Source organism: Sphingomonas astragali (genome assembly GCF_051400615.1).
In the GTDB taxonomy this organism is placed as follows: domain Bacteria; phylum Pseudomonadota; class Alphaproteobacteria; order Sphingomonadales; family Sphingomonadaceae; genus Sphingomonas.
This window is the reverse complement of the sequence record NZ_JBLFFH010000001.1, coordinates 540,023-566,609: the sequence shown is the minus strand read 5'-3', so window position 1 is coordinate 566,609 and position 26,587 is coordinate 540,023. Positions and strand designations below refer to the sequence as shown.

At 69.8% G+C, this 26,587-nt stretch carries 29 protein-coding genes and 1 tRNA gene; 20 read left to right on the top strand and 10 right to left on the bottom strand.

All coding sequences use genetic code 11. The features are described 5' to 3' along the window. Window position 1: 1 nt before the first annotated feature. From ACMGER_RS02805 to ACMGER_RS02775, 7 genes are all read left to right on the top strand, one after another. Window positions 2-685, top strand: coding sequence for a flagellar basal body L-ring protein FlgH (locus ACMGER_RS02805; RefSeq protein WP_436810601.1), 684 nt, complete (start codon window positions 2-4; stop codon window positions 683-685). A gap of 11 nt (window positions 686-696) precedes the next feature. Further along, a complete protein-coding gene (locus tag ACMGER_RS02800; protein ID WP_436810600.1) occupies window positions 697-1,791 on the top strand; it encodes a flagellar basal body P-ring protein FlgI in 1,095 nt (364 codons plus the stop codon). After that, on the top strand, window positions 1,788-2,105 hold the full coding sequence (locus ACMGER_RS02795; RefSeq protein WP_436810599.1) for a rod-binding protein: 318 nt from the start codon (window positions 1,788-1,790) through the stop codon (window positions 2,103-2,105). The genes ACMGER_RS02800 and ACMGER_RS02795 overlap by 4 nt, the downstream gene beginning before the upstream one ends. Continuing rightward, the gene (gene flgK, locus ACMGER_RS02790; protein WP_436810598.1) at window positions 2,102-3,433 is read left to right on the top strand and encodes a flagellar hook-associated protein FlgK; all 1,332 of its coding nucleotides are present in this window, start codon (window positions 2,102-2,104) and stop codon (window positions 3,431-3,433) included. The genes ACMGER_RS02795 and flgK overlap by 4 nt, the downstream gene beginning before the upstream one ends. Before the next feature lie 11 nt (window positions 3,434-3,444). After that, on the top strand, window positions 3,445-4,347 hold the full coding sequence (gene flgL / locus ACMGER_RS02785) for a flagellar hook-associated protein FlgL (RefSeq protein ID WP_436810597.1): 903 nt from the start codon (window positions 3,445-3,447) through the stop codon (window positions 4,345-4,347). Window positions 4,348-4,451: 104 nt separating this feature from the next. Then, complete coding sequence (gene motA, locus ACMGER_RS02780; protein WP_436810596.1) at window positions 4,452-5,315, top strand: flagellar motor stator protein MotA; 864 nt, start codon at window positions 4,452-4,454, stop codon at window positions 5,313-5,315. 4 nt (window positions 5,316-5,319) lie between these two features. Beyond that, window positions 5,320-6,225 carry a flagellar motor protein MotB gene (locus ACMGER_RS02775; protein ID WP_436810595.1) on the top strand — a complete coding sequence of 302 codons (906 nt, stop codon included), beginning with the start codon at window positions 5,320-5,322 and terminating at the stop codon, window positions 6,223-6,225. A 25-nt stretch (window positions 6,226-6,250) separates the two neighbouring features. Here the strand turns inward: ACMGER_RS02775 and ACMGER_RS02770 are convergent. Continuing rightward, a tRNA-Leu gene (locus tag ACMGER_RS02770) sits at window positions 6,251-6,337 on the bottom strand. Between the two features lie 112 nt (window positions 6,338-6,449). On the opposite strand from ACMGER_RS02770, the gene ACMGER_RS02765 reads away from it, so the two are divergent. Next, entirely contained in the window at window positions 6,450-7,793 is a 1,344-nt protein-coding gene (locus ACMGER_RS02765) for an MATE family efflux transporter (RefSeq protein ID WP_436810594.1), read from the top strand. 3 nt (window positions 7,794-7,796) lie between these two features. Here the strand turns inward: ACMGER_RS02765 and ACMGER_RS02760 are convergent, their stop codons facing one another. Continuing rightward, the gene (locus ACMGER_RS02760; protein WP_436810593.1) at window positions 7,797-8,576 is read right to left on the bottom strand and encodes a zinc-ribbon domain-containing protein; all 780 of its coding nucleotides are present in this window, start codon (window positions 8,574-8,576) and stop codon (window positions 7,797-7,799) included. 178 nt (window positions 8,577-8,754) lie between these two features. On the opposite strand from ACMGER_RS02760, the gene ftsE reads away from it, so the two are divergent. Genes ftsE through ACMGER_RS02735 form a run of 5 tightly spaced genes read left to right on the top strand, consistent with a single transcriptional unit; the run spans window position 8,755 to window position 12,086 of the window. Continuing rightward, the gene (gene ftsE / locus ACMGER_RS02755; RefSeq protein ID WP_436810592.1) at window positions 8,755-9,459 is read left to right on the top strand and encodes a cell division ATP-binding protein FtsE; all 705 of its coding nucleotides are present in this window, start codon (window positions 8,755-8,757) and stop codon (window positions 9,457-9,459) included. Continuing rightward, window positions 9,456-10,355: a cell division protein FtsX gene (locus ACMGER_RS02750; RefSeq protein ID WP_436810591.1), complete on the top strand. Its 900-nt coding sequence runs from the start codon at window positions 9,456-9,458 to the stop codon at window positions 10,353-10,355. Before ftsE ends, ACMGER_RS02750 begins: the two co-directional genes overlap by 4 nt. Then, the gene (locus ACMGER_RS02745) at window positions 10,352-10,894 is read left to right on the top strand and encodes a YdcF family protein (protein ID WP_436810590.1); all 543 of its coding nucleotides are present in this window, start codon (window positions 10,352-10,354) and stop codon (window positions 10,892-10,894) included. The genes ACMGER_RS02750 and ACMGER_RS02745 overlap by 4 nt, the downstream gene beginning before the upstream one ends. Further along, window positions 10,891-11,589, top strand: a complete 699-nt coding sequence (locus tag ACMGER_RS02740; RefSeq protein ID WP_436810589.1) for a lysophospholipid acyltransferase family protein — start codon at window positions 10,891-10,893, stop codon at window positions 11,587-11,589. Before ACMGER_RS02745 ends, ACMGER_RS02740 begins: the two co-directional genes overlap by 4 nt. A 5-nt stretch (window positions 11,590-11,594) precedes the next feature. After that, window positions 11,595-12,086, top strand: a complete 492-nt coding sequence (locus ACMGER_RS02735) for an anthrone oxygenase family protein (RefSeq protein WP_436810588.1) — start codon at window positions 11,595-11,597, stop codon at window positions 12,084-12,086. On the opposite strand, the gene ACMGER_RS02730 is transcribed toward ACMGER_RS02735, so the two are convergent. After that, window positions 12,080-12,988 (bottom strand): prephenate/arogenate dehydrogenase family protein, encoded by a 909-nt coding sequence (locus tag ACMGER_RS02730; protein WP_436810587.1) that lies wholly within the window; start codon window positions 12,986-12,988, stop codon window positions 12,080-12,082. The genes ACMGER_RS02735 and ACMGER_RS02730 overlap by 7 nt on opposite strands. Further along, entirely contained in the window at window positions 12,988-14,088 is a 1,101-nt protein-coding gene (gene hisC / locus ACMGER_RS02725; protein ID WP_436810586.1) for a histidinol-phosphate transaminase, read from the bottom strand. Before hisC ends, ACMGER_RS02730 begins: the two co-directional genes overlap by 1 nt. A gap of 95 nt (window positions 14,089-14,183) precedes the next feature. Here hisC and metX point away from each other — a divergent pair, with 95 nt between their 5' ends. The 4 genes from metX to ACMGER_RS02705 all read left to right on the top strand — a co-directional run bounded on the left by metX (window position 14,184) and on the right by ACMGER_RS02705 (window position 17,432). Continuing rightward, window positions 14,184-15,317, top strand: coding sequence for a homoserine O-acetyltransferase MetX (metX, locus tag ACMGER_RS02720; protein WP_436810585.1), 1,134 nt, complete (start codon window positions 14,184-14,186; stop codon window positions 15,315-15,317). Further along, window positions 15,310-15,762, top strand: coding sequence for a GNAT family N-acetyltransferase (locus tag ACMGER_RS02715; RefSeq protein WP_436810584.1), 453 nt, complete (start codon window positions 15,310-15,312; stop codon window positions 15,760-15,762). Before metX ends, ACMGER_RS02715 begins: the two co-directional genes overlap by 8 nt. Next, the gene (gene metW, locus ACMGER_RS02710; protein ID WP_436810583.1) at window positions 15,740-16,333 is read left to right on the top strand and encodes a methionine biosynthesis protein MetW; all 594 of its coding nucleotides are present in this window, start codon (window positions 15,740-15,742) and stop codon (window positions 16,331-16,333) included. The genes ACMGER_RS02715 and metW overlap by 23 nt, the downstream gene beginning before the upstream one ends. An 82-nt stretch (window positions 16,334-16,415) precedes the next feature. Next, window positions 16,416-17,432 (top strand): LLM class flavin-dependent oxidoreductase, encoded by a 1,017-nt coding sequence (locus tag ACMGER_RS02705; protein ID WP_436810582.1) that lies wholly within the window; start codon window positions 16,416-16,418, stop codon window positions 17,430-17,432. Window positions 17,433-17,461: 29 nt separating this feature from the next. Here the strand turns inward: ACMGER_RS02705 and ssb are convergent, their stop codons facing one another. The 5 genes from ssb to ACMGER_RS02680 all read right to left on the bottom strand — a co-directional run bounded on the left by ssb (window position 17,462) and on the right by ACMGER_RS02680 (window position 21,953). Next, window positions 17,462-18,001: a single-stranded DNA-binding protein gene (gene ssb / locus ACMGER_RS02700; protein ID WP_436810581.1), complete on the bottom strand. Its 540-nt coding sequence runs from the start codon at window positions 17,999-18,001 to the stop codon at window positions 17,462-17,464. 10 nt (window positions 18,002-18,011) lie between these two features. Next, window positions 18,012-19,856: a ferrous iron transporter B gene (feoB, locus tag ACMGER_RS02695; RefSeq protein ID WP_436811649.1), complete on the bottom strand. Its 1,845-nt coding sequence runs from the start codon at window positions 19,854-19,856 to the stop codon at window positions 18,012-18,014. Between the two features lie 37 nt (window positions 19,857-19,893). Further along, a complete protein-coding gene (locus tag ACMGER_RS02690; protein ID WP_436810580.1) occupies window positions 19,894-20,163 on the bottom strand; it encodes a FeoA family protein in 270 nt (89 codons plus the stop codon). A gap of 193 nt (window positions 20,164-20,356) precedes the next feature. Further along, complete coding sequence (locus tag ACMGER_RS02685) at window positions 20,357-21,016, bottom strand: COQ9 family protein (RefSeq protein WP_436810579.1); 660 nt, start codon at window positions 21,014-21,016, stop codon at window positions 20,357-20,359. After that, the gene (locus ACMGER_RS02680) at window positions 21,009-21,953 is read right to left on the bottom strand and encodes a DMT family transporter (RefSeq protein WP_436810578.1); all 945 of its coding nucleotides are present in this window, start codon (window positions 21,951-21,953) and stop codon (window positions 21,009-21,011) included. Before ACMGER_RS02680 ends, ACMGER_RS02685 begins: the two co-directional genes overlap by 8 nt. Before the next feature lie 57 nt (window positions 21,954-22,010). On the opposite strand from ACMGER_RS02680, the gene ACMGER_RS02675 reads away from it, so the two are divergent. Beyond that, window positions 22,011-23,090, top strand: coding sequence for an alkene reductase (locus tag ACMGER_RS02675; RefSeq protein WP_436810577.1), 1,080 nt, complete (start codon window positions 22,011-22,013; stop codon window positions 23,088-23,090). A 150-nt stretch (window positions 23,091-23,240) separates the two neighbouring features. On the opposite strand, the gene ubiG is transcribed toward ACMGER_RS02675, so the two are convergent. Continuing rightward, window positions 23,241-23,978: a bifunctional 2-polyprenyl-6-hydroxyphenol methylase/3-demethylubiquinol 3-O-methyltransferase UbiG gene (ubiG, locus tag ACMGER_RS02670; protein WP_436810576.1), complete on the bottom strand. Its 738-nt coding sequence runs from the start codon at window positions 23,976-23,978 to the stop codon at window positions 23,241-23,243. 51 nt (window positions 23,979-24,029) lie between these two features. Here ubiG and ACMGER_RS02665 point away from each other — a divergent pair, with 51 nt between their 5' ends. Both ACMGER_RS02665 and ACMGER_RS02660 read left to right on the top strand, forming a co-directional pair. Beyond that, on the top strand, window positions 24,030-25,298 hold the full coding sequence (locus ACMGER_RS02665; RefSeq protein WP_436810575.1) for an aspartate kinase: 1,269 nt from the start codon (window positions 24,030-24,032) through the stop codon (window positions 25,296-25,298). Window positions 25,299-25,348: 50 nt separating this feature from the next. Continuing rightward, on the top strand, window positions 25,349-26,377 hold the full coding sequence (locus ACMGER_RS02660) for an NAD(P)H-dependent flavin oxidoreductase (RefSeq protein WP_436810574.1): 1,029 nt from the start codon (window positions 25,349-25,351) through the stop codon (window positions 26,375-26,377). Window positions 26,378-26,587: the final 210 nt, after the last annotated feature.

The window sequence follows — 26,587 nt, the reverse complement described above, 5'->3', positions numbered from 1 at the left end:
GATGCGGTCTTCCCTCATCCTCGGCGCCTTCGCCGCCATGCTCGCGCCGGCCTCCGCCCACGCCGGCATCTTCGGCGGCAAGAAGAAGGTAGTGCCGCCGCCCGAATATCAGGCGACCCCGCCGCAGCCGATACGGCCGCCGGAGCCCGCCAACGGCGCGATCTTCCAGCCGACCCGCGGCTATGCCGGTCTCTACGAGGGCGCCCGCGCGCGATCGGTCGGCGATCCGCTGACGATCGTGCTGGTCGAGCGCACCTCGGCGTCGAAGTCGGCCGGCTCCAAGCTCGATTCGGGCGGCGGCTTCGGCCTGACCGGCCCGAGCACCGGCGCGCTCCACCTGTTCGACCCGACCGACGCCAGCGCCAGCGGGAGGCGCAACTTCAACGGCACCGGCACCGCCGACCAGTCGAACGCGCTGTCGGGCGAGATCACCGTGACGGTGGCCGAGGTGCTGCCCAACGGCACCATGGTCGTGCAGGGCCAGAAGACGGTGACGCTCAACCGCGGCGACGAGTTCGTCCAGATCCGCGGCCTCGTCCGCCCGGCCGATGTCGACGTCAACAACCGCGTGCTGTCGACCCGCGTCGCCGATGCCCGCATCGCCTACACCGGCCGCGGCGACGTCGCCCGCGCCAGCCGCCAGGGGTGGCTGAGCCGCTTCTTCCAGGTCATCAGCCCGTTCTGAGGATGCACCCGATGCTTCGTCTGATCCTCGCCACCCTTGCAGCGTTGTTGATCGCCGCTCCGGCAAACGCCGAGCGTGTGAAAGACCTCGGCGCCTTCCAGGGCATCCGTACCAACCAGCTCACCGGCTACGGCATCGTCGTCGGGTTGCCGGGCACGGGCGACGACAACCTCGAATACACCGTCCAGTCGATGAAGGGCGTCGCCTCGCGCTTCGGCCTCCAGCTGCCGCAGAGCGTCAACCCGAGCCTCAAGAATTCGGCGGTGGTGATCGTGACGGCCGAGCTGCCGCCCTTCGCCAAGCCGGGGCAGAAGCTCGACATCACCGTCTCGGCGATGGGCAAGGCCAAGTCCCTGCGCGGCGGCACGCTGGTGCTGACCCCGCTGCAGGGCGCCGACGGGCAGATCTATGCGATGGCGCAGGGCAACCTCGCCGTCGGCGGCCTCGGCGCGGAAGGCGCGGACGGTTCGAAGATCGTCGTCAACATCCCCTCGTCGGGCCGCATTCCGGAAGGCGCCACGGTCGAGCGCGCGGTCGACACCGGCTTCGCCACCGCGCCGACGCTGACCTTCAACCTCGCCCGCGCCGATTTCACCACCGCGCAGAACGTCGCCGGCGCGATCAACAGCCGCTTCGGCCTGGGCACCGCCCGTGCCGTCGATGCCGTGTCGGTCGCGGTGCAGGCACCGCAGGGCAGCGACGTGCGCGCGACGCTCATGAGCGAGATCGAGAACCTGCCGGTCGCCGCCGCCGAGGCGCCGGCGCGAGTGATCGTCAACGCGCGCACCGGCACCGTCGTCATCAACTCGGCGGTGCGCGTCAGCCCGGCGGCGGTGACCCACGGCAAGCTCACCGTCCGCATCGACGAGACGCAGCGGATCAGCCAGCCCGCGCCGTTCAGCCGCGGCCAGACCGCGCTGGAGCGCCAGAGCGCGGTCGGCGTCGAGGAAGAGAAGCGCCCGATGTTCCTGCTGGAGCCCGGCCCCAAGCTCAGCGACGTGGTCAAGGCGGTCAACGCGATCGGCGCCTCGCCGGCCGACCTGGTCGCGATCCTGGAAGCCTTGAAGGAGGCCGGCGCGCTCAACGCCGAGCTGGTGGTACTGTGACGGCGATCGGCACCCCCGTCGCCTCGACCGCGGGCGGCGTGTCCAACGACACGTCGCGCACCGCCTCGCGCGGGAACCTCGAGAAAGCCGGCGAGCGCTTCGAGGCGATCTTCGTCAACATGATGCTGAAGTCGATGCGCTCGGCCAGGCTCGCCGACGGCCTGTTCGACAACAAGGCGGGCGAGCAGTTCCGCGACATGCAGGACCAGCAGCTCGCCGAGAGCATGGCCGCGCACACGCCGATCGGCATCGGCAAGGCGATGACCGAGTTCCTCGCCAAGGCAGCGTCGCCCACCGGAGAGACGACGACATGAGCGACATGCTCTACATCGGCGCCTCGGGCATCCGCACCTATCAGTCGGCGCTCGGCACCACGTCGGAGAACATCGCCAACGTCGGCACCGCCGGCTATGCGCGCCGCGCGGTCCAGGTGCAGGAGATCCCCGCGACCAAGGGCCTGCGCATGTCGGGCAACGGCTCGCTCGCGACCGCGCTGACCCGTTCGGCGAACGAGTTCCGCAATACCGACGTGCGCACGTCGGGTTCCGATCTCGCGCGGACCGAAGCCGGCATCGTCTGGCTCGACCGGGTCGAGCAGGTGCTGACCGGCAACGAGCTCGGCGCGCAGCTCACCGCCTTCTTCAATGCCGCGCAGGGCGTCGCCGCCGATCCCGCCGCGGTGGCGCCGCGCGGGGTGATGGTCGAGAGCGCGGCGACCCTCGCCAATGCCTTCACCGCCACCGGCCGCGCGCTCGATACCGCGATCGGCGACCTCAGCCTTACCGGCCGCGACGCGGCGCGCGACCTCAACGACCTCGCGCAGCAGCTCTATCAGGTGAACCAGGGGCTTTCGCGCGCCGATGCCGGTTCGGCGATGCAGATGTCGATGCTCGACCAGCGCGACCGCCTGCTCGAGAGCATGAGCGCGCTGGTCGACATCGACGTCACCTTCGACGCCCAGAGTCGCGCGATCGTCCGCGCCGGCGGCGCGTCCGGACCGGTGCTGGTCGACGCGGCCGGCGCCAGCCAGGTCAGCTTCGCGATGAGCGCCACCGGCGCCGCGCAGTTCCAGCTCCACCGCGGCGCCACCGCGACGATCATCCCGGCGCAGGGCGGCGCCTTCGCCGGCATCACCGAAGGGGCGCAACGGCTTGTCGACGCGCGCGACGCGCTGAACGATCTCGCCACGCGCTTCGTCGACGGAGTGAATGCGGTGCAGGCGAGCGGCCAGGACCTCGACGGCGCCGCCGGCTCGCCGATGTTCGCCGCGGGCGATCCGCCGACCGAGATCGCGCTGGTTCTGACCGACCCGCGCGGCATCGCCGCCGCGGCGCCGGGCGAGGGCACGCGCGGCAACTCCAATCTCCAGAACCTCGCGACGCTGCGCACCGACGGCGCGTTCGAGGCGGGGCTGTCCGATACCATCACCACCAACGCCGCCGCCCTCGCCGCGCGCAAGAACGTCGCCGCGGCGCAGAACTCGATCCGCGACGCCGCGGTCGCCGCGCGCGATTCGGCGGCCGGCGTCGATCTCGACGAGAGCGCGGTCGAGCTGATCCGCTTCCAGCAGGCCTATCAGGCGTCGAGCCGCATCATCCAGGTCGCGCGCGAAACGCTCCAGACCATCCTCGATATCCGCTGAGGACCCTTTCCATGCGCATCGCCTCCAGCCTCTTCTACAACCAGGCCACCGCCACCCTCGGCACGCTCAGCGAGCGGGCCGGAGAGCTGCAGACGCAGATCTCGACCGGCAAGAGGCTCACCGCGCCGTCGAGCGACGCGGTCGCCTATCGCCAGCTGTCGAACGTCACCCGTACCGGCGCCGATGCAACCCAGAACGCCAAGAACGTGACGCTGGCGAGCACCCTGCTCAGCGCCTCCGACGCAACGCTCGGCGACATCGAGGAGCAGCTCCAGCAGGCGCGCGAGCTGGCGATCCAGGCCAACAGCGGCGCGCTGCCCGCCGATCAGAAGACAACCATCGCCTCCGCGCTCGATGCGATGATCGAGGATCTTTTGAAGCTGGTGAACACCCGCGACACCAGCGGCGCTCCGCTGTTCGGCGGCGCGAGCGGCGACACCGCCTACACCCAGGCGGCGGATGGCACGATCAGCTACGCCGGCACCGGCACGCCGGGCGCGATCCCGATCGGCGAAGGCTCGAGCCTGCGCGCGACGATCACCGGCGAGGAGGTGTTCGACAACCTGCCCAAGGCGGACGGCACCACCACCGACATGTTCAAGGTCCTCCAGGACCTGTCCGCCTCGCTCAAGACCGGCGGCGATGCCGGCACCGCGATCGACGACCTCAAGACCGCGCTCGATTCGGTCGGCAATGCCCGCGCCTCGCTCGGCGCGCGCGGCGCCCGGCTCGATCTCGAGCAGCAGCGCCTCACCAACGCCGGTGCGGCGCGCGAGGAGACGCGCAGCTCGCTGGAGGACACCGACGTCACCGCCGCGGTGATCGAGCTCCAGAAGACGATGACCGTTCTGCAGGCGACCCAGGCGAGCTTTTCCAAGCTCACCTCGCTGTCGCTGTTCAACTATCTGAGCTGAACCGCGGCGTCTTTAACCAAATTCCCACATCCAGCCCTCAAAGATAACCCGAAACGGCCGTTAACCCTGACAGGGACGGTCTTCGCCAGGGGGTAATCGAGTTCATGTTTCCGGCGATCGGTCTCGTCATCCTGCTCGCGATGGTCTTCGGCGGCTTCGTCATCACCGGCGGCGCGCTGGGCCCGATCCTGCACGCCATCCCGCACGAGATGCTGATCATCGGCGGCGCCGCGCTGGGCGCGCTGGTGATCGGCAACTCGGGCAAGGAGCTGAAGGCGCTCGGCGGCGGCGTGATGAAGGTGCTGAAGGGCCCCAAGTACAAGAAGCAGGATTATCTCGACACGATCTTCCTGGTCTCGAAGCTCATGAAGATGCTGCGGACCGACGGCCCGATCGCCCTCGAGCCGCATGTCGAGGATCCCAAATCCTCCGCGATCTTCGCCGACTATCCTCGCCTCCTCGCCGACGATACGCTGGTCAACCTGATCGCCGACACGCTGCGCCTGGTCGTCGTCTCCTCCGGCACGCTCGACGTCCATGCGGTCGAGGAGGTGATGGACAACGCCATCAAGACCCACCACCACGAGGTGCAGGGGCCCCAGACGGCACTGCAGTCGCTCGCCGACGCGCTGCCCGCGCTCGGCATCGTCGCCGCGGTGCTGGGGGTGGTGAAGACGATGGGCTCGATCGACAAGCCGCCGGCGATCCTCGGCGCGATGATCGGGTCGGCGCTGGTCGGCACCTTCCTCGGCGTGCTGCTCGCCTATGGCATCGTCGGCCCGCTCGCCAATCGCCTGAAGCAGGTGATCGATGCCGACGGGGCGATCTATCATGTCGTCAAGCAGATCATCATCGCCTCGCTCCACGGTCACCCGCAGCCGCTGGTGATCGAGGCGGCGCGCTCCGGCATCGCGCACAAGAACCAGCCTGGCTTCGGCGAGGTGTTCGACGGATTGAGGGGGCGGTAACGTCATGCCCGCCGCCAGGGCGCCGCACGGCTCGAACCAGCCGCCCAAGATCATCGTCAAGAAGGTCTACATCGAGGAGCACGGCGCCCACCATGGCGGGGCCTGGAAGGTCGCCTATGCCGATTTCGTGACGGCGATGATGGCCTTCTTCCTGCTGCTGTGGATCCTCGGCGCGACCACCGAGAAGCAGCGCAAGTCGATCGCCGACTATTTCGCGCCGACATTGGTCGAGCTGCGCCAGGAAAGCGCCGGCTCCAACGGGCTGTTCGGCGGCGCCTCGCTCATCGACAAGGACAATTACCCGCACCGCGCCTCGCAGACCGGCACGCGATCGCTGACCGTGCCGGCCAGCGCGACGGGCGGCCTGCGCGAGGGTTCGGGCGACAAGGGATCGTTCAAGCGCGCCTCGATCTTCGCGGAGGACGAGGCCAACTTCAATCGCCTGCGCCGGCAGGTCGAGCTCAAGATCAAGCAGAACGCGCGGCTCGCCAAGCTCGGCAAGCACGTCAAATTCGTCGCGACGCGCGACGGGATGCGCATCGACCTGCTCGACGATGCCGATTATTCGATGTTCGCGCTCGGCACCACTGCGCTGGTGCCCGACGCGTCGGAGCTGATCGGTCTCGTCGCCGAATCGATCCGCGGCATGGACAACCCGATCATGATCCGTGGCCATACCGACAGCCTCGCCTGGGGCGATCCCCGCGCGATGAACAACTGGATGCTCTCGTCAGGCCGCGCGGAGGCGACGCGCCGCCGGCTGGCGCTGGGCGGCGTGCCCGAGACCCATTTCGAGCGGATCGAGGGAGTCGCCGACCGCGAGCCGATGATCGTGAAGGACCCGGCCGACCCGCGCAACCGCCGTGTCGCGATCACTTTGCTCTATCGGCGGGGGATGTTCGGGGGCTGAGCCGCCAGGGGCTCAGCCGGGATGATGGTGCGGTCGAGAAGACTCGAACTTCCACGTCCTTTCGGACACAACGACCTCAACGTTGCGCGTCTACCAGTTCCGCCACGACCGCACGTGAAACCCGCCGGACGAGTGCCGGCGGCTGGTAAGGCGAGCGCCCCTAGCGCAGCCGGATCGCGCTGGCAAGCTTCCTTGATCGCGCGGGAACGGTTACCGGCGGAACCATGTCCGAGCACACCGTTCCCAGCCGCCATGTCGCGGCCGAGACCCGGCGGCTGCTGGCGCTCGCCTGGCCGGTGGTGTTGACCAGCCTCAACTGGACGATCCTCCACGTCACCGACGTGGTGGTGGTCGGGCTGGTCTCGACCGAGCAGGCGGCGGCGCTGGGGGCGAGCCGGGCCCTCACCTTCATCGGCATCGTCGCCGTGCTCGGCTGGCTGACGGGCATCCTGGTGTTCGCCTCCCGCGCCGACGGCGCCCGCGACCTGCCCGCGACGGGCCGTGTGTTCCAGGAGGGGCTGGTGCTCGGCCTGGCGCTGGGCCTCGCCGCGGGGGCGTTCCTCTTCGCCTTTGCCGAGCCGATGCTGCTGGCGATCGGCGTGGCACCGGCGATCGCGCCCGATGCCGCCGCGGTGGTGCGGGTGATGGCGCTCGCCTATCCGTTCCAGACGCTGATCATCGCGGCGAGCTTCTTCCTCGAGGGGGTCAGCCGGCCGCGGCGGGTGACGGTCGTCAACGTCATCACGCTGCCGGTCAACGCAGTGCTCGCCTGGGCGCTGTCGGGCGGGCACGTCGGGCTGCCCGCGCTCGGCGCGGTGGGCGCGGCGGCGGCGACGGCGATCGCGTCGGTGCTCGGCGCCGTGCTGATGATCGCGGCCGCGCTCACGCTGGCGCAGGCCGAGGCGCGCGAGGTGCGCCGGTGGCGGGCGACGGGAGAGGGCGTACGCCGCCTCGCCGCCTTCGGCCTGGTGCCCGCGATCGCTTCCGCGCTGGAGCTCGCCGGCTTCTCGGTGCTGATCGCGCTGTCGACGCGGCTCGGCGAGGCGGCCACCCATGCCTTCCAGATCGTCTTCTCGATCCACAACGTGACCTTTGCGCTCGCGCTCGGCATGGGATCGGCGGCCGGGGTGCGCGTGGGTAATGCGGTGGGCGAGGGCCTGCCGCGCGAGGCGCCCTGGCGAGCCACGATCGCGACCGCGCTGGCAGCTGCGGCGACCGGGGTGTGCGCCGTCATCCTGCTCGTGTTCGACCGCGGCATCACCGGTGCCTTCCCCGCCGCCGCCGAGGTGCATGTGCTCGCCGCGGCGATGCTGCTCGTCTGGGCGCCCTTCATCCTGTTCGACGGGGTGCAGGTGGTGCTGGTCTATACGCTGCGCTCGCTCGGCGACCAGGTCGCGGCCGGCCTCAACGGCATCGCCGCCTTCTTCGTCGTCACCGGCGGGCTCGGCTGGCTGCTGGTCGAGCAGGGCGTCGGCCCGATGGCGCTGGTCTGGGCCTCGGGCATCGGCATGGTCGCGGCGGCGCTGCTCAACGGCCTCCGGCTCGCCTGGGTGAGCCGGAGGCTGTGAAGACTAGATCCCCCGCGCGAAGCTCAGCTCGAGTACATGCGAATTGGCCGGCACGTCGAGCTTGGCCGAGTTGAACTCGATCCCGCCGTTAGGGGAGAGCGAGCGCACCTTGGGCTCGATCGTCCAGCTGTAGACCAGTCGCCCCTGCGCGTCGCGCAGCTCCGCGCGGATGTCGGGCACGCGCTGCACCGCACCGGTCGGGTTCACCACCCGGCCCGAGACCGCGAACAGCTCGTTGCCGCTGGCGAGGTTGCGGCGGTCGATCGACTTGTCGGCGAAGCGCAGCGGCGTCTCGGCATCGCCGAGCGGCAGGCCGAGCTGCGCGGCGATGCCGGGCTGGCCCGTATAGAGGATCGCCCCCGCGCCGATCAGCATCGAGGCACCCGCGACCATCGCCGCAGCGGTCCACCGCCGCGCCGGATTGCGCCGCGGCTTGAACGGCGGATGGTGTGCGAAGGCGTCGAAGTCGCGCCGAGGTTCGGCCACGGCATCGTCGACAAAGCTTCTGACCGGCGCCGGCCGGGGTCCGGCGGCGGGAGGCGCGGCTTCAGCCGCTGTTGCCGCGACCGGCGCCGTTTCAGGCGCCTCTGCCGGAGGAGCGGGCGGAATAGGCGGCGCCGCCGCACGCTCGACCGCCGGCGTCGATCGGTCGACCGCAGCCGACGCCGGCGCCTGGAACCAGCTATGCTTGCAATTGGCGCAGCGGACAGTGCGGCCGTCCGCACCGACCGCGCTGTCGGGAACGAGGTATCGCGTGCCGCACTCGGCGCATTCTAGGATCATGCGTCGTCACTCACACAGGCTGTTCGGCTCATCACACCCGATCAACCGCGCTGAATCTAAACACGAAACGACTCGGGGAGCAAGAGTCTCGAAAGAGTCAAGAGACATATTGTGGCACGAGGGCGCCTGTGCGATGGCTGTGGGCATCGGGGCAAGCAGCGGGTAAGCCGGCGCCGGCATGGCGAACATCGTCCAGTTCGAGAACGTCGGCCTGCGCTACGGCACGGGACTGGAGACACTGTCCGACGTCAGCTTCACGCTGGCGACCGGCGCCTTCTACTTCGTGACCGGCGCCAGCGGGGCGGGCAAGACCAGCCTCCTGAAGCTGCTCTACCTCGCGCAGCGGCCGACGCGCGGCACCATCCGCCTGTTCGGCGAGGATGCGGTGACGCTGCCGCGCTCGCGCCTGCCGGGATTCCGGCGACGGATCGGCGTGGTGTTCCAGGATTTCCGCCTGATCCCGCACCTCACCGCCTGGGACAATATCGCGCTGCCGCTGCGCCTGTCGGGCGTGCCCGAGGGCGATATCGAGGCGCCGGTGCGCGAGATGCTTGCCTGGGTCGGCCTGTCCGAACGCGCCCACGCCAGGCCGCCGACCTTGTCGGGCGGCGAGCAGCAGCGCATCGCCATCGCCCGCGCGGTGATCGGCCGGCCGGAGATGCTCGTCGCCGACGAGCCCACCGGCAACGTCGATCCCGAGATGGCGGCGCGGCTGCTCCATCTGTTCGACAGCCTCAACCGGCTCGGTACCACGGTGGTGGTGGCGACGCACGATTTCCATCTCCTGAGCCGCATCTCCAACGCGCATATGATGCGGATCGAGCACGGCCGGCTGCTCGACCCGACCGGCAGCCTGCGCCATCCGCCGGGACGGCCGGCATGAGCGAGGTCGAGGACGAGATCGCGGAGGGCGGCCGCGTCAGGCCGCGCTGGCGGCTGCTCGACGACGGCCGGCGCACGCGGGCGATGAGCTGGGTGATGGCAGTGATGCTGTTCCTGACCGTGCTCGCCGGTGCGCTGGGGCTCGGCACGCTCGGCGCGGCGACCGGCCTGGACAGCCAGCTCGCGGGGCGGCTCACGGTGCAGCTCCTGGGCGCGGACGACGACGCGGCGGCGGACCTCGCCCAGCGCCTGCGCGCGATGCCCGAGGTGAAGGCCGTGCGGCAGGTGCCGCGCACCGAGCTGGCGGAATTGCTCGAGCCCTGGCTGGGCGACGCCGGGCTCGACGCCGACCTGCCGATGCCGGCGATGATCGATGTCGACCTTCGGGATTCCGCGGACGCCACCGTCGCGCGCGTTTCGGCAGCCGCCCGCGCCGCCGCGTCCGGCGTGCGGGTCGATCGCAACGCCGCCTGGCTGGCGCCGGTGCGCAGCTTCGTGCTGTCGCTCGCCTGGCTGGCGGGTGGCCTCGTGCTGCTGATGGCGGGCGCGACCGCGGCGATCGTGCTGCTGGCTGCGCGCGCCGGGCTGGACACGCACCGCGACACCATCGAGGTGCTGCACATGCTGGGCTCGACCGACGTGCAGGTCGCGCGGTTGTTCCAGCGGCGCATTGCGATCGACACGCTCGTCGGGGGCGCGATCGGAACGGTGTTCGCGCTGGCGACCGTCACACTGCTCGGGAGCCGCATCGCCAGCCTCGATTCGGCGCTCGCCAGCGGGATCGGCCTCTCGGCATTCGACTGGTTGCTGCTCGCACTGATGCCGCTTGCCTTCGCGCTGCTGGCGATGGCCGCGGCCCGCATCACCGTGATCCGGGCGTTGAGGCAGGTGCTGTGAGGATCCTCGTCCGCCTCTTCGCGCTTGCCGCGCTGCTCTATCTGCTCGGCTTCGCGCTGTTCGGCTTCTCGCTCGGCCGTCCTCTGGGCGCGCGCAAGACCGATGCGATCGTGGTGCCGACCGGCGGCCCCGGCCGGATCGCGCGCGGGATCGCGGTGCTCAAGGCAGGCGAGGCGAAGCGGATGCTGATCAGCGGCACCGCGCCCGACGTGCGCCCGATCGAGCTCGCGATCGAATATGGCGTCGAGCCGCGATGGTTCACCTGCTGCATCGACCTGGGGCAGGAGGCGGTCGATACCCGCTCCAACGGCGACGAGACGGCCGAATGGGTGCGCGCGCACGGTTTCAGGTCGGTGCGGCTGGTGACGGCGGAATGGCATATGCCACGCGCGCGGCTCGAGCTCACCCACGCGCTGGGGCCCGATATCGAGGTGGTGGGCGACGCCGTCGTCACCCGGCCGAGGGTCGGTACGCTGACGCGCGAATACAACAAATATCTCGTCCGCCGCGCGGCGATCCTGTTCGGGATCGGCGGATGATCGCCTGGGCGCGCACCTTGCTGTTCATCCTCGTCTTCTGGGGCGGATCGGTGCCGTTCGTGCTCGGCGCGCCGATCGCCGCGCTGTTCGGGCGGCCGGCGCTTCGGCGCTATGCGCGAGCCTGGCTCGGCTTCCACAGCTGGGCGACGCGTTGGCTGATCGGCATCCGCACGCGGGTGATCGGCGCGCCGGCGGAGGGGCCCGCGCTTTATGCCTGCAAGCACCAGGCGATGTTCGAAACGTTCGAGGTCGCGCGGATGCTGGGGTCGCCCGCGCCGATCATGAAGCGCGAGCTTGCCGGCATCCCGATCTGGGGCTGGGCGGCGCAGCGCTACGGCGTGATCGTGGTCGACCGCAGCGCCTCCGCCACGGCGCTCAGGCGCATGATGCGCGATGCCGAAGAGGCGCTGGCCGAGGGCCGGCCGGTGGTGATCTTCCCCGAGGGCACGCGCGTGAAGCCCGGCGAGATGCCGCCGCTCAAGCCCGGCTTCGCCGGCCTCTACCGCGCGCTCGGCCTGCCGGTGATCCCGGTCGCGCTCGACAGCGGCCGGCTGTGGCCCAAGCGAGGGCCCAAGCGCGCCGGCACCGTCACCATCGCCTTCGGCGATCCGATCCCCCCGGGCCTGCCGCGCCGCGAGATCGAGGCGCGCGTCCATGCCGCGATCAACGTGCTGGAGTCCAACGTGAGAGGATAGCCAAGATGAAGATGGTGCTGTGCTGGCTGGCGCTGATCGGCGCGATCGGGTCGGGATTGATCGCGGGGTTCTTCTTCGCCTTCTCGAACACGGTGATGGGGGCGCTCGGCCGGATGCCGCCGGCGCAGGGGGCCGCGGCGATGCAGCACGTCAATGTCGTGGTGCTGAACCCATTGTTCCTGTCCGTGTTCATGGGGACAGCCGTCGTCGGCCTGGTGCTTGCCGGCGGCGGGCTGCTGCGGCTGGGGACGCCGGGCGCGGTGCTCGCGATCGTCGGCGGGCTCGCCTACGCGATCGGCACTTTCGGCGTGACGATGGCGTTGAACGTACCGCTCAACAACCGGCTCGCCGCGGCCGACCCGGCGACGCAGGAAGCCGCAGCGCTGTGGGCGACCTACCTCAAGGACTGGACCTTCTGGAACACGATCCGCACTTGGGCGGCGGTGGCGGCGATGGTGCTGCTGATCTTCGGCTGGCGGGATCTCAGCCGTCAATGATCCGAGCGGCCGAAGTCGGGCCGCGCGTCGTCCTGGCCCTGCTCGATGATCGAGCGGCGGACGGCGCGCGTCTCGGTGAACTTGTCGAACAGCACTTCGCCCTTGCCCCAGCGGATCGCGCGCTGGAGCTCGGTCAAATCCTCCGAGAAGCGCTGGAGCATGTCGAGCACCGCCTCCCGGTTCGCCAGGAACACGTCGCGCCACATCGTCGGGTCCGAGGCGGCGATGCGGGTGAAATCCCGGAAGCCGCCGGCCGAATATTTGATCACCTCGGAACTGGTCACCTCCTCGAGGTCGGAGGCGGTGCCGACGATCGTATAGGCAATGAGGTGCGGCAGGTGGCTGGTCACCGCGAGCACGCGGTCATGATGGTCGGGCGCCATCTGCTCGACGTTGGCGCCGAGCCGCCGCCAGAACTCCGCTATGCGCTCGACCGCGACCGGATCGGTGCCGTCGGGCGGTGTCAGGATGCACCAGCGCTTGTGGAACAGCGTCGCGAAGCCCGCCTCGGGGCCGCTGTTCTCGGTGCCGGCGACGGGATGGGCGGGGACGATGGTCGTGCCCGGCAGCGCCGTCGCCAGCGCCTCGACCACGCTCGCCTTGCATGAGCCGACGTCGCTGACGATTGCATCGGCCGGCAGGTCGGCAGCGATCTCCGCTGCGGCCGTGCCCATCGCGCCGACGGGGACGCACAGCACGACGAGGTCGGCGTCGATCACCGCCGCGCCGGCGCTGTCGGCGATGTCGTCGCAGAGACCGAGGGCGCGTGCGATCTCCCGCACCTCGGGATCGGCGTCGTAGCCGGACAAGGCCACGCTCGGCATCGCCTCCCGCACGCCGCGCGCGATCGACGAGCCGATGAGCCCGAGCCCGATGATCGAGACGCGCGAGAACGGCAGCATCAGCCGGCCTTCTCGACAAGGTCGCGCAACGCCGCCGCGACACCGCGCGTCTCGTCTTCCGTGCCGACGGTGATGCGAAGGCCGTGCGGCAGCCCCTGCCCCGGCAGCCAGCGCACGATATAGCCGGCGTCCATCAGCCCCTTGTAGGCTGCCTCGGCGGTCAGCTTGCCCTCGAACAGCACCAGCACGAAATTGGCCTGGCTCGGCACCGCCCGCAGCCCTGCGTTGCCGAGCTTGGCAACCTCCTCTGCGAACCAGCGCCGCCATTCGGCGTTGTGCGCGCGGGTGTGCTCGACGAACCCGGTGTCGCCGAGCGCGGCGATCGCGGCGGCGGTGCCGGCGATGGTGATCGAGAAAGGCAGACGGATGCGGTGCATCGCCTCGATGATCGCAGCCGAGGCATAGCCCCAGCCGATCCGCTCGGCGGCGAGCCCGTACATCTTGGAGAAGGTACGCGTGACCAGGACGTTGGACGCGCTCTCCGCGAGCGCCATCCCGCCATCCTCGGCCTCCCCCTCGATATATTCGGCATAGGCATGGTCGAGCACCAGCAGCACGTCGCCCGGCAGGCCCGCGTGCAGCCGGGCGATCTCCGCCTTGCCCGCATAGGTGCCGGTCGGGTTGTTGGGATTGGCGATGTAGACGATGCGCGTGCGCGGCGTCACCGCGGCGAGGATCGCGTCGACGTCGGTCGCATAGTCCTTGTCGGGCGCGACCACCGGCGTCGCGCCGACGCGCCGCGCGGCGATCTCGTACACCGCGAAGCCGTATTTGACGAAGATCACCTCGTCGCCCGGGCCGGCGAAGGCGCCCGCCGCAAGGTGCAGGATCTCGTCCGATCCATTGCCGTAGATGATCCGCATCGGATCGAGCCCGTATTTCGCCGCCAGCGTCTCGCGCAGCTCGGCGCCGCCGGCGTCGGGATAGCGCTCCAGCCGGCCGGCGGCGCTCGCGAACGCCTCGCGCGCGGCCGGGCTGGTGCCGAGCGGATTCTCGTTCGACGAGAGCTTGACGACCTTGCGGCCGTCGTCGGTGGTCGATCGCCCGGGCACGTAGGGCGCGATCGCCATGATCCAGGGCTTGGGGACAGGAGCGTTCATGAGGGCGAGGCGATGGCCCAATGCACGCGCGCTGGCAAGCATTGCGGCACGGCATGGGACTTGCGTTGCCGGGGAAACGGCCTAGCAGCGAGGCGATGAGCGACGCCCGCTTCGGTCTCGACCGCATTGCCCGTCTCGATTCTCCATTGTCGCTCGACAGTGGGGCCAGCCTGACGGGGGTCGAGATCGCGTACGAGACCTACGGCACGCTCTCGCCGGCGAAGGACAATGCGATCCTCGTCTGCCACGCGCTGACCGGCGACCAGCATGTCGCCTCCAATCACCCCCGCACGGGCAAGCCCGGCTGGTGGACGCGGATGGTGGGGCCGGGGAAGCCGATCGACACCGACCGCTACCTCGTCATCTGCACCAACGTGCTGGGGAGCTGCATGGGCAGCTCCGGCCCCGCCAGCCCGAGACCCGACGGTTGCCCCTATGGCATGGGCTTCCCGGTCATCACCATCCGCGACATGGTGCGCGCGCAGGCGATGCTGCTCGACCACCTCGACATCCCGACGCTGGCGGCGATCGTCGGCGGGTCGATGGGCGGGATGCAGGCGCTGAGCTGGGCGGCGACCTATCCCGAGCGCGTCCGCGCGGCGGTGGTGATTGCCTCGACCGCGCGGCATTCGGCGCAGAACATCGCCTTCCACGAGGTCGGTCGCCAGGCGATCATGGCCGATCCCAAATGGCGCGGCGGCGACTATTACGGCACCGGCGATCCGCCGACCGCGGGCCTCGCCGTCGCCCGCATGGCCGCGCACATCACCTATCTCTCCGAAGCCGGCCTCACCGAGAAGTTCGGCCGCAAGCTCCAGGCGCGGCCGGACAAACCCAATGGCGCCAAGACCTTCGGCTTCGACGCCGATTTCCAGGTCGAGAGCTACCTGCGCCACCAGGGGCTGACCTTCACCGACCGGTTCGACGCCAACTCCTATCTCTACATCACCCGCGCGCTCGACTATTTCGACCTGGCGGAGGAGCATGGCGGCCTGCTCGCCAACGCCTTTCGCGGCTCGAGGACCCGCTTCTGCCTGGTGAGCTTCGACACCGACTGGCTCTATCCCACCGCTGAATCGCGCACCATCGTCCATGCCCTCAACGCCGCCGGCGCCGCGGCGAGCTTCGTCGAGCTCCATTCGCCGTACGGCCATGACGCCTTCCTGCTCGAATCGCCCGAATTGAACCGGGTCGTCGACGGTTTCCTGCGGACCAACGGACATGGCTGAGACCATCCTCTCCGACGATCGCGCGCGACTGGATGTGGAGCGCATCCACGGCTGGCTCGCCTCCAGCTATTGGTCCCCCGGCATCGAGCGGGCATTGGTCGAGCGGGCCATCGCGGGATCGCATTGCCTCGGTGCCTATCGCGATGGCGAGCAGCTCGGCTTCGCGCGGATGATCACCGATCACGCCACCTTCGCCTGGCTGGCGGACGTCTGGGTCGACGAGGCGGCGCGCGGGCTCGGCATCGCCCGGCGGATGGTGCGCTGGTTCCTCGACCATCCGGACTTCGCCACGATCCGGCGCACGGGCCTCGTCACGCGCGATGCCCATGACGTCTATGCGGCGTGCGGCTTCACGCCGCTCCACCGGCCCGACTATTTCATGGAGCGGCTGGCGCCCTGGGCGATCCGGCTGATGCAGAGCGATGCCGAGCAGCTTGCGTCCTGATCTCGCGATCATCGCCGCCAACGTCGCGCCGGGCAGCCGCGTGCTCGACGTCGGCTGCGGCGACGGCGCGCTGATGGCGGCGCTGCGCGACGAGCGCGGCGTCGACGCGCGCGGGCTCGAGCTCGACCCGGGCGACGTCGCGACGGCGGTCGCGCGCGGGCTGTCGGTGGTGCAGGGCGACGCCGACGCCGACCTCAAGGACTATCCGACCGACGCCTTCGACTATGCGATCCTGAGCCAGACGCTCCAGACCACGCGGCGGCCGGACCATGTGCTCGACGAGCTGCTGCGGATCGGACGGCGGGCGTTCGTCTCCTTCCCCAATTTCGCGCACTGGCGGGTGCGTGCGTCGCTGCTGTTCGGCGGGCGGATGCCGGTCACGCGGCTGCTGCCGCTCGAATGGTACGAGACACCCAACATCCACCACGTCACCGTCGACGACTTCCGCGCCTTCGTGAGGCAGCGCGGGATCACGGTGGAGGGCGCATGGTTCCTCGCGAATGGTGCTCCCGCCCGGCCGGCGGCGGCGAACCTGTTCGCCGAGCACGCCGTGTTCCTGCTGAAGCGCTGACCGGCGCAAGCAACAGAATCGTAAACGCTGCTATTCCAATGGGAGGCTTGCAGCGTGAGCGGGGCGGCGCCAGCTCCGTTCCATGAAGAAGATCGGCTTCCTCTCGTTCGGACATTGGTCCGCGTCCCCTCAGTCGGCGACACGATCCGCCGCCGACGTGCTGCTGCAATCGATCGAGCTCGCAGAGACGGCGGAGGAGCTGGGCGCGAACGGCGCCTATTTCCGCGTCCATCACTTCGCGCGTCAGCTCGCCTCGCCCTTCCCCCTGCTGGCGGCGGTCGGCGCACGGACCAGGCGGATCGAGATCGGCACCGGCGTGATCGACATGCGCTACGAGAATCCCTTCTACATGGCCGAGGACGCCGGCGCGGCGGACCTGATCAGCGGCGGACGGCTCCAGCTCGGCATCAGCCGCGGCTCGCCCGAGCAGGTGATCGATGGCTGGCGCCATTTCGGCTACGCACCGGCGGAAGGGCAGAGCGACGCCGACATGGGGCGCCGTCACGCCGAGGTCTTCCTCGAGCTGCTGAAGGGAGACGGCTTCGCGCAGCCCAATCCGCGCCCGATGTTCGCCAATCCGCCGGGCCTGTTGCGGCTCGAACCTCATTCGGAAGGGTTGCGCGAGCGCATCTGGTGGGGCTCGGCGTCCGACGCGACCGCGGTCTGGGCGGCGCGGATGGGCATGAACCTGCAGAGCTCGACGCTGAAGGCCGACGAGACGGGAGAGCCGTTCCACGTCCAGCAGGCGAAGCAGATCCGTGCCTATCGCGAGGCGTGGAAGGAGGCCGGCCATTCCCGCGAGCCGCGGGTGTCGGTCTCACGGTCGATCTTCGCGCTCGTCGACGATCGTGACCGCATGTATTTCGGGCGCAGCGACAGCAGCGATCAGATCGGCATCATCGACAACATGCGCGCGGTGTTCGGCCGATCCTACGCCGCCGAGCCCGACAGGCTGGCGGAGGAGCTGAAGGCGGACGAGGCGATCGCGGAAGCGGACACGCTTTTGCTCACCGTCCCCAACCAGCTCGGCGTCGAGTATAATGCCCATGTCATCGAGGCGATACTCAAGTACGTGGCCCCCGCGCTCGGATGGCGGTAACCCTTACCGCGCGATCTGGACCTTAGTCGTCAGAACGGCACATCGTCGTCGAGGTCGTCCGCGAGGCCGCCGCCGAAGTCGTTGCCCTTGGCCGCGCCTGAGCGCTGCCCGCCCGAGTTGAAGTTGCCGCCGCGACCGCCCGAGCTCTGTCCCGCGAAATCGTCGCTGCCGCCCGACCAGTCGTCACCGCCGCGCGGGGCGCCGCCACCGCCGCCCGGCGCGCCGTCGAGCATCGTCAGCACGCTGTTGAAGCCCTGCAGCACGATCTCGGTCGAATAGCGGTCCTGGCCCTGCTGGTCCTGCCATTTGCGGGTCTGCAGCGCGCCCTCGACATAGACCTTGCTGCCCTTGCGCAGATAGCGCTCGGCGACGTTGGCGAGGCCCTCGTTGAAGACCTTGACCGTGTGCCACTCGGTCTTTTCCTTGCGCTCGCCGGTAGCGCGGTCCTTCCAGCTTTCCGACGTCGCGATGCGCAGCTCGACGACCTTGCCGCCGTTCTGGAAGCTGCGGCTCTCGGGATCGCGTCCCAGGTTGCCGACCAGGATGACCTTGTTGACGCTGCCCGCCATTCAAAAATTCCTACAATCCGATTGCCGTCGCGACCCAATAGGTCGCCCCCGCAGCGATGTAGGCCAATGCGAACAGATAGCCAACCATGAAGGCGGGCCACTTCCATCCATTCGTTTCACGGCGGGTGACGGCGATGGTCGAGATGCACTGCGGCGCGAACACGAACCACATCAGGAAGGCGAGCGCGGTCGGCAAGGTCCAGCGGCCCTTGAGCTGGTCCTGGATGCGGCCCTCGTTGGCGGCGTCGGTGCCGTCGATCGCATAGACGGTGCCGATCGCCGCCACCGCCACCTCGCGCGCCGCCATCGCCGGCAGCAGCGCCAGCGAGATGTCGCGATTGAAGCCGATCGGCTTCACCACCAGCTCGATCGCCTGGCCGATGCGGCCGCCGACGGAGTAATCGACCGGCGAGATGCCTGAGCCCTCGGGCGGCTTGGGGAAGCTCAGCAGCAGCCACAGCACCACCGTGGTCGCGGCGATGATCGTGCCGGCGCGCTTCAGGAAGATCAGCGCGCGCTGCCACAGGCCGATCAGCACGTCGCGCACGCTCGGCCACTGGTACTTCGGCATCTCCATCATGAAGCCGGAGGAGGCGCCCTTGGTCACCGTGCGCCGCAGCACCAGCGCCGCGCCATAGGCGCCCGCGACGCCGACGATCAGCAGGCCGAACATGACCAGCCCCTGCAGCCGCACGAACGGCAGCACCTGGGTGTTGGGGATCATCGCGCCGATGATGAGCGTATAGACCGGCCAGCGCGCCGAGCAGGTCATCAGCGGCGCGATCAGGATGGTGGTGAGCCGGTCCTTCTCGTCGTCGATCGTGCGCGTCGCCATGATCCCCGGCACGGCGCAGGCGAAGGAGGACAGCAGCGGGATGAAGGCGCGGCCCGACAGGCCGACGCTCGCCATCAGCCGGTCCATCAGGAACGCCGCGCGCACCATGTAGCCGGTCGATTCGAGCACGAGGATGAACAGGAACAGGATCAGGATCTGCGGCAGGAACACGATCACCGCGCCGACGCCGGCGATCAGGCCGTCGGTGATCAGCGAACGGACGAAGCCGTCCGGCATCACCTCCCGCATCCAATTGCCGAGCGAGGAGAAGCCGGCGTCGATCGCATCGGCCGGGACCGTCGCCCAGGTGAACACCGCCTGGAACATCACGAACAACAGCGTCAGCAGCAGCACCGGCCCCGCCACCGGATGCAGCGCGATCGCGTCGAGCCGATGCGTCCACCGCCGCACCGCCGTCTCGGAGACGGTGGCCTTCGCCGCAATGGAGCGGGCGAGGCGCTGGAGCGTGGCGATGTCGTCGACCGCCCCGCCGCCGGCCCGGACCGGCCGCGCGCCGGCGACCTGCACCGCCTCGGCGAGCCGCTCCTTGAGCTGATCGGTGCCGCGCTTGCGGACCGCGACGGTCGGCACCACCGGCACGCCGAGCTCCTCCTCGAGCCGCGCCGGATCGAGCACCAGCCCGTCGCGCTCGGCGAGATCGATCATGTTGAGCGCGACCACCACCGGCGTGCCGAGCGCGATGAGCTGGAGCGCGAAGCGGAGGTGATTGTCGAGGTTGGCGGCGTCGACCACCACCAGGATCGCATCGGGCAGCCGCTCGCCTTCCTGCCGTCCCAGCACGACGTCGCGCGTCACCCGCTCGTCGGGGGAGGCGGGGTCGAGGCTGTAGGCGCCGGGCAGATCGATGAGCTCGATCGGGCGTCCGTCGGGCAGCGCCATCCGTCCCGAATGGCGCTCGACGGTGACGCCGGGATAATTGCCGACCTTCTGCCGCGCGCCGGTGAGCGCGTTGAACAGCGCGCTCTTGCCGGCATTGGGATTGCCGACGACCGCGACCAGCGGCGCGAGGGTGGCGGGGGCGTGCGTCGGACCTACTCTAGCTGGCGGGGGCGACGTGGATGGCGTGGCCGACGTGGCGGCGAATCGCCACCGTCATCCGTCCGATCCGGCAGGCGATCGGCCCGCTGCCGAGCGAGGCCTTGTGCAGCAGCTCGACCTCGACGCCTTCGTCGAGCCCGAGCTCGCGCAGCCGCCGCGCCTCCGGGACGCTCAGCGTGTCCCAGTCGACCGCGGCGACGGTGCCGGGCACGCGACGGGGGAGGTGGCCGAGTCGGACGGGAGCGGACAAGATGGCGGGAGCGTTCATTGCTGCGAGTGATTATCAATAGGAGCGCAGCGATGCCAGTGCAAATTGCACTTCTTTTCTTGTGTCTTCCCGCTCTGATTGAAGGAGCATCGGTGCTCCTGCGAAAGCAGGAGCTTGGGCCGCAAGCGATGCGCCCGTAATCCAGGGCTCCTGCCTTCGCGGGAGCCCGATGCTACCTCCGTCCAGGCAGCTTCTAACGTACCGGATAGCGCAGGCGCCCGACGAAGCGCGACAGGCTCGGCCGGTTGGCGGTGCGGGCAAGGAAGCCGGCCTTGGCCTTCTCGAACGCCATGATGCCGTCGATGCGCCGCTGGAGGAAGGCGCTGGTGTCGCCATGGCCTTCGCTCTCGTCGCCGAGGAACACCTGGATCGTCGCGGCATAGACGCCGGCGAGGATGGCGCGCTTGGTATAGTGGTTGTAGTCGGTCGCGGTATCGCCCGCCGCGCGCCACATGACGTCGGCCGAGCGCCAGCCGAGTTTCGCCGCGCGCGGCAGGTTCTGCGGCAGCGCCAGCACCGCATAGGTCCGCCGGAGCGATTCGCGCAGCGGGGCGAGCAGATCGAGCCGCACCTCGACCAGCGCCGCGATCCTCTGCCGCACCTTCATCGCCGCCAGCGCCTCGGGCGGCAGCTTGGCGAGCATCGCGCGGTCGATGTGGGCGAACCAGGCGTCGATCATCTCGACCGCGCCGCCCGGCCAGGCAAGCTTCGCCACGTCGGGATCGACCCCGCGCATCGCGGCGGCGGCGGCGATGGCGCGTGGCGTCCAGCCGTCGAACGCGGCGTTGACCGCGACATCGCCGATCAGCGCGTCGCGAATCTCGTCGAGCGTGGCGTCGGTGAGGTCAGCCATCCCGGCTCCTTTGCGCCTGCGCGCCGACGGGCGCAAGCTGCACCGGCGTGCGCCCGCCCCGGCGGACCAGCACCAGCGCGAGCGCGACCAGCGCGGCACCGACGAAATCGAGCGTGCCGAGCCGCTCGTCATAGACGACCCAGCCGATCGCCGCCGCCACCACCGGCTGGATCAGCAGCGCGATGCCGACCACCAGCGGCGAGAGCTTGCCGAGCGCGTAGATCATCAGCCCCTGCCCCACCACCTGGCTCACCACGGCCAGCGCGACCAGCGGCCCCCAGCGCTGCGGCGGGATCGTCTCGCCGAGCAGCCAGGCGGCAGCGAGCAGCGGCAGCACGCTGGCGACGCTCGACAGGGCGAGAGCAGGCAGCGGCGCCATCCGCTCACGCACCTGCGACATGAGGATGAAGTAGAAGGCGTAGAACAGGCCCGCGGCGAGGCAGAGGAGATCGCCGACGAGATGGCGCGAGGACAGCTCGGCCGAGCGGCCGAGCAGCAGCGCGGCACCCACTGCGGCGATGCCGAGCGCCGTCGCCTGCGAGCGCGACGGCCAGCTCCGCGCGGCGACGAAGCCATAGATCGGAAAGACCAGCGTGGCGATGTTGCCGAACAGCGTCGAGTTGGCGAGCGTGGTCTGATGGATGCCGGCGTGCCAGCTCCCGAGATCGGCGGCGAAGGCGAGGCCGCTCACGCCCAGCACCCACCACAGCCCCTTGGCGCTGGCAATGGTCCGCTGGCGCAGCAGCCCCGTTGCCGCCAGCAGCAGAGGCGCGGCGAGCATCATGCGCCAGAAGGCCGCCGCGACCGGCCCCGTATCGGACATCCGCACGAACCACGGGCCGAAGGCGAGCGCGACGTTCGCCCCCGCCACGGCCAGCAAGGGTAAGATCTGGCTTTGCTGCGGTGCAGCTTTTCTTGGGTCTCCGCTCCGGTGCATGTGGCCCTGTAACGTCCTAGCTTCGCGGCGTCGCCCCCGAGGGAGGTTTTATCGGTCATGCCCAGCTTGTTCGACTCCATCGATCTCGGCGCGATCCGCGCGCCCAATCGCGTCCTGATGGCGCCGCTGACCCGTGGCCGCTCGACCGATGACCATGTGCCGACGCCGCTGATGATCGACTATTACCGCCAGCGGGCCGGCGCCGGGCTGATCATCACCGAGGGCACCGGCATCAGCCGCGAAGGGCTCGGCTGGCCCAAGGCGCCCGGCCTGTGGACGGACCAGCAGGTCGAGGCTTGGAAACCGGTCGTCGACGCGGTGCACGAGGCGGGCGGGCGGATCGTGCCGCAGTTGTGGCACATGGGCCGGCTGGCGCGGCCGGACATCACCGGCCAGCAGTCGCTGTCCTCCTCGTCGATCCAGGCGCCCTATGTTCCCGGCAAACCCAACCCCTATGACGAGCCGCGGCCGGCGACGCTCGACGACATCAAGCGTGTCCTGGATGATTTTTCCGCCGCCGCCCGCAATGCGCTGCGCGCCGGCTTCGACGGCGTCGCGCTGCACGCTGCCAATGGCTATCTGATCGACCAGTTCCTGCGTGACGGCGTCAACAAGCGCGACGACGACTATGGCGGCGCGCCGGAGAACCGCACCCGCCTGCTCCTCGAAGTCGTCGACCGGCTGATCGCCGAGGCGGGCGCGGCGCGAACCGGCGTGCGCCTGTCGCCCAACGGCGAGACCCAGGGCGCCGACGACAGCGATCCCGAAGCGGTGTTCATGCCGGCGGCGAAGGCGCTCGCCGAGCGCGGCATCGCTTTCCTCGAGCTGCGCGAGCTCACGCCGGAGGGAACTTTCGGCAAGAGCGACGTGCCTCCGCTCAGTCCGAAGATCCGCGAGGTCTTTCCGGGCCCGCTGGTGCTGAACCAGGACTATGACCTCGCGGGCGCGCAGGCGGCACTGGACGCGGGGCTGGCCGATGCGATCGCCTTCGGCCGGCCGTACATCGCCAATCCGGATTTGGTCGAACGCCTGCGCCGCGGGGGACCGCTCAACCCGGTCGACCCCAGGACCTTCTACACGCCGGGGGCCGAGGGTTACACCGACTATCCGGCGCTGCCCGAGACCAAGGCTGCGTGATCAACGGCCGCATGGTCACGGCCTGGGATCGGTCGACATTTTGGGAAGGCTCCTTCCGTAGCCTGGTTTCCAGCCGTCACCCGGACTTGTTCCGGGGTGACGCTGAGGAGGGGCGGGACGTCAGTCCTCTCCTCGAATGCCGATCCGCTCTTAAGCGCGACGGGCGGTCACGAAATAATCGAGCGCGCGGCTGTCGCTGAGCAAGAAGCCGTGACCCGGCGACAGGCTGAGCCCGCGCGTGTCGATCACCTTCAGCCCTGCATCCTCGACCAGGGTTGTGAGCTCGTCGGGGGTCAGGAACTTGTGCCAGTCGTGCGTGCCCTTGGGGATCTGGCCGGTGCCCTCGCCGATGGTGATCATCGCGAGGCGCGACAATGCGGTGCGGTTGGGCGTCGACAGCAGCATGAGGCCGCCCGGCGCCAGCACGTCCGCCAGCCCGCGGACGAAGGCTGCGGGGTCGGTGACGTGCTCGATCACCTCGAAGCTCACCACCAGGTCGAAGCGTCGGCCGGCGACGGCTTCGACTCCTCCCGCGAGATAGTCGACGGCGAGGCCGCCCGCCGCCGCATGAGCGCGGGCCGCGCCGATGTTCTCCGGGGCCGCGTCCACACCCGTCACCGCCGCGCCCAGCCGGGCGAGCGGCTCCGCAAGCAGCCCGGCGCCGCAGCCCATGTCGAGCGCGGTCCTGCCCGCGAGCGGCGTGAAGCTCGCCGGATCGCCGCCCCAATGCGCGTCGACCTGCCCGCGGAGGTAAGCCAGGCGCGGCGGGTTCAGCCGGTGAAGCATCGCCGACGATCCCTTCGGGTCCCACCAGTCGGCGGCGAGCCTGCCGAAATGGGCGGCCTCGGCCGGATCGATAGTTGCGGCTGTTACGGTTGCGTGACCCATGCCGTCTCCCTATCAGGGCGCCCCACCTCACCCAAGGGATAAGCGACACCCATGGCCCGCATCGTGATGAAGTTCGGCGGCACCTCGATGGCGGGCATCGAGCGCATCCGCAGCGTCGCCGCGCGGGTCAAGCGCGAATGGGAGGCGGGGAACGAGGTCGCCGTGGTCGTCTCGGCGATGGCCGGGGAGACCGACCGGCTGGTCAATTTCTGCCGCGAGGCGTCGTCGCTCTACGATCCGCGCGAGTACGACGTGGTGGTCTCCTCGGGCGAGCAGGTGACGAGCGGGCTGCTCGCGATCGCGCTGCAGGCGATCGGGGTGCCGGCGAGGAGCTGGCTCGGCTGGCAGCTGCCGATCCGCACCTCCGACGGCCACGGCTCGGCGCGCATCGCCGAGATCGACACGACCGCGCTCAACAACAGTCTCGCCGACCGCGAAGTCGCGGTGATCCCGGGCTTCCAGGGCCTTGCGGCCGGCGAGCGCGTGACGACGCTCGGCCGCGGCGGCTCCGACACCTCGGCGGTGGCGATGGCGGCGGCGATGAAGGCGGACCGCTGCGACATCTACACCGACGTCGACGGCGTCTACACCACCGACCCGCGCATCGTGCCGCGGGCGCGCAAGCTGAAGCGCGTGACCTATGAGGAGATGCTCGAGCTCGCCAGCGTCGGCGCCAAGGTGCTGCAGACGCGCTCGGTCGGGCTCGCGATGAAGGAGAATGTCCGCGTCCAGGTGCTCTCGTCGTTCGTCGACGAGGAAGGCAGCAGCGGGGGTGGGGCGGAGCCCGGCACGATGATCGTCGGGGAAGAGGAGATCGGAGACATGGAACGCCAGCTCATCACCGGCATCGCCCACGATAAGAACGAGGCGAAGATCACGCTGACCAAGGTGCCCGACCGCCCCGGCGCGGTGGCGAGCATCTTCGCGCCGCTCGCCGACGGCGGGATCAACGTCGACATGATCATCCAGAACATCGCGCACACGACCGGGTCGACCGACGTCACCTTCACCGTGACCAACGCCGACCTCGCGCGCTCGATCGACATGCTGACCCGCGCCAAGGAGGAGATCGGCTTCGCGGAGCTGATGCACGATACGCGCGTCGCCAAGATCTCGATCGTCGGCGTGGGGATGCGCAGCCATGCCGGCGTCGCTTCGACCATGTTCCGTACATTGGGCGAGCGCGGGATCAACATCCAGGCGATCTCGACCAGCGAGATCAAGGTCAGCGTGCTGATCGAGGAGGATTATACCGAGCTCGCGGTGCGCGTGCTTCACACCGCCTATGGGCTCGACGCGCCGGAGGATGCGGCGGCCTGAGGCGGCGATGCCGCTTGCCGCGCCGGGTCGGCGGGGCTACCGGCGCGCGGATGACTGACTCCTCGATCGGCCGCGAGCGCCTGGCCCGGCGCATGGCGCGCGGCGCGCAGTTCCTCGGCTCGGACGTCGCCATCCTGTGCGGAGCGATGTCGTGGGTGTCCGAGCGTAACCTGGTCGCCGCCATCTCCAACGCGGGCGGCTTCGGCCTGATCGCGTGCGGGGCGATGAGCCCCGAGCTGCTCGACGCCGAGATCGCCGGGACCAAGGCGCTGACGACCAAGCCGTTCGGCGTCAATCTGATCACCATGCATCCGCAGCTGTTCGACCTGATCGACGTGTGCCGCAAGCACGAAGTGAGCCATGTCGTGCTCGCGGGCGGGCTGCCGCCGGCGGGGAGCCTCGATGCGATCAAGGGCAATGGCGCGAAACTGATCTGCTTCGCCCCGGCGCTGGCGCTGGCCAAGAAGCTGATCCGGTCCGGCGTCGACGCGCTGGTGATCGAGGGGATGGAGGCCGGCGGCCACATCGGCCCGGTCTCGACCAGCGTGCTCGCGCAGGAGATCCTGCCCGAGGTCGCCGCCGACGTGCCCGTGTTCGTCGCCGGCGGCATCGGCCGGGGCGAGGCGATCGCGGGCTATCTCGACATGGGTGCGGCGGGGGTGCAGCTCGGCACCCGCTTCGTCTGCGCGAGCGAGAGCATCGCCCATCCCAACTTCAAGAAGGCGTTCCTGCGCGCCTCCGCCCGCGACGCGGTCGCCAGCGTCCAGGTCGACCCGCGGCTGCCGGTGATCCCGGTGCGCGCGCTCAAGAACGCCGGCACCGAGCTGTTCACCGCCAAGCAGCGCGAGGTGGCGCAGGCGCTCGACGACGGCGGCATCGAGATGGCCGAGGCGCAGCTGCAGATCGAGCATTACTGGGCCGGGGCGCTGCGCCGCGCGGTGATCGACGGCGACGTCGAGCACGGCAGCCTGATGGCGGGCCAGTCGGTCGGCATGGTGACCCGCGAGGAGCCGGTCGCCGAGATCGTCGCTACGCTGATGGCCGAGGCGGCGCAGGCGCTGGAGAAGCGGGCGGGGTGACCGTCACCGCCGGTTGCCGAAAGTCACGAAAGTCGCACCTCTTTCGCGTACGCGCGCGGGGCAGCACTCCGGAGCGGTATCGCGATACCCGAAAATGTTGACCAAGTTGACTCTGCCGTCGCGTGTGCGCGTGAGGTGCGCAATCGTGACGAGGGAAGTCGGTCCTGAGAAAGAGCCCGTCCCGCGTGGCAGGCGAAGTCCTACATTTCA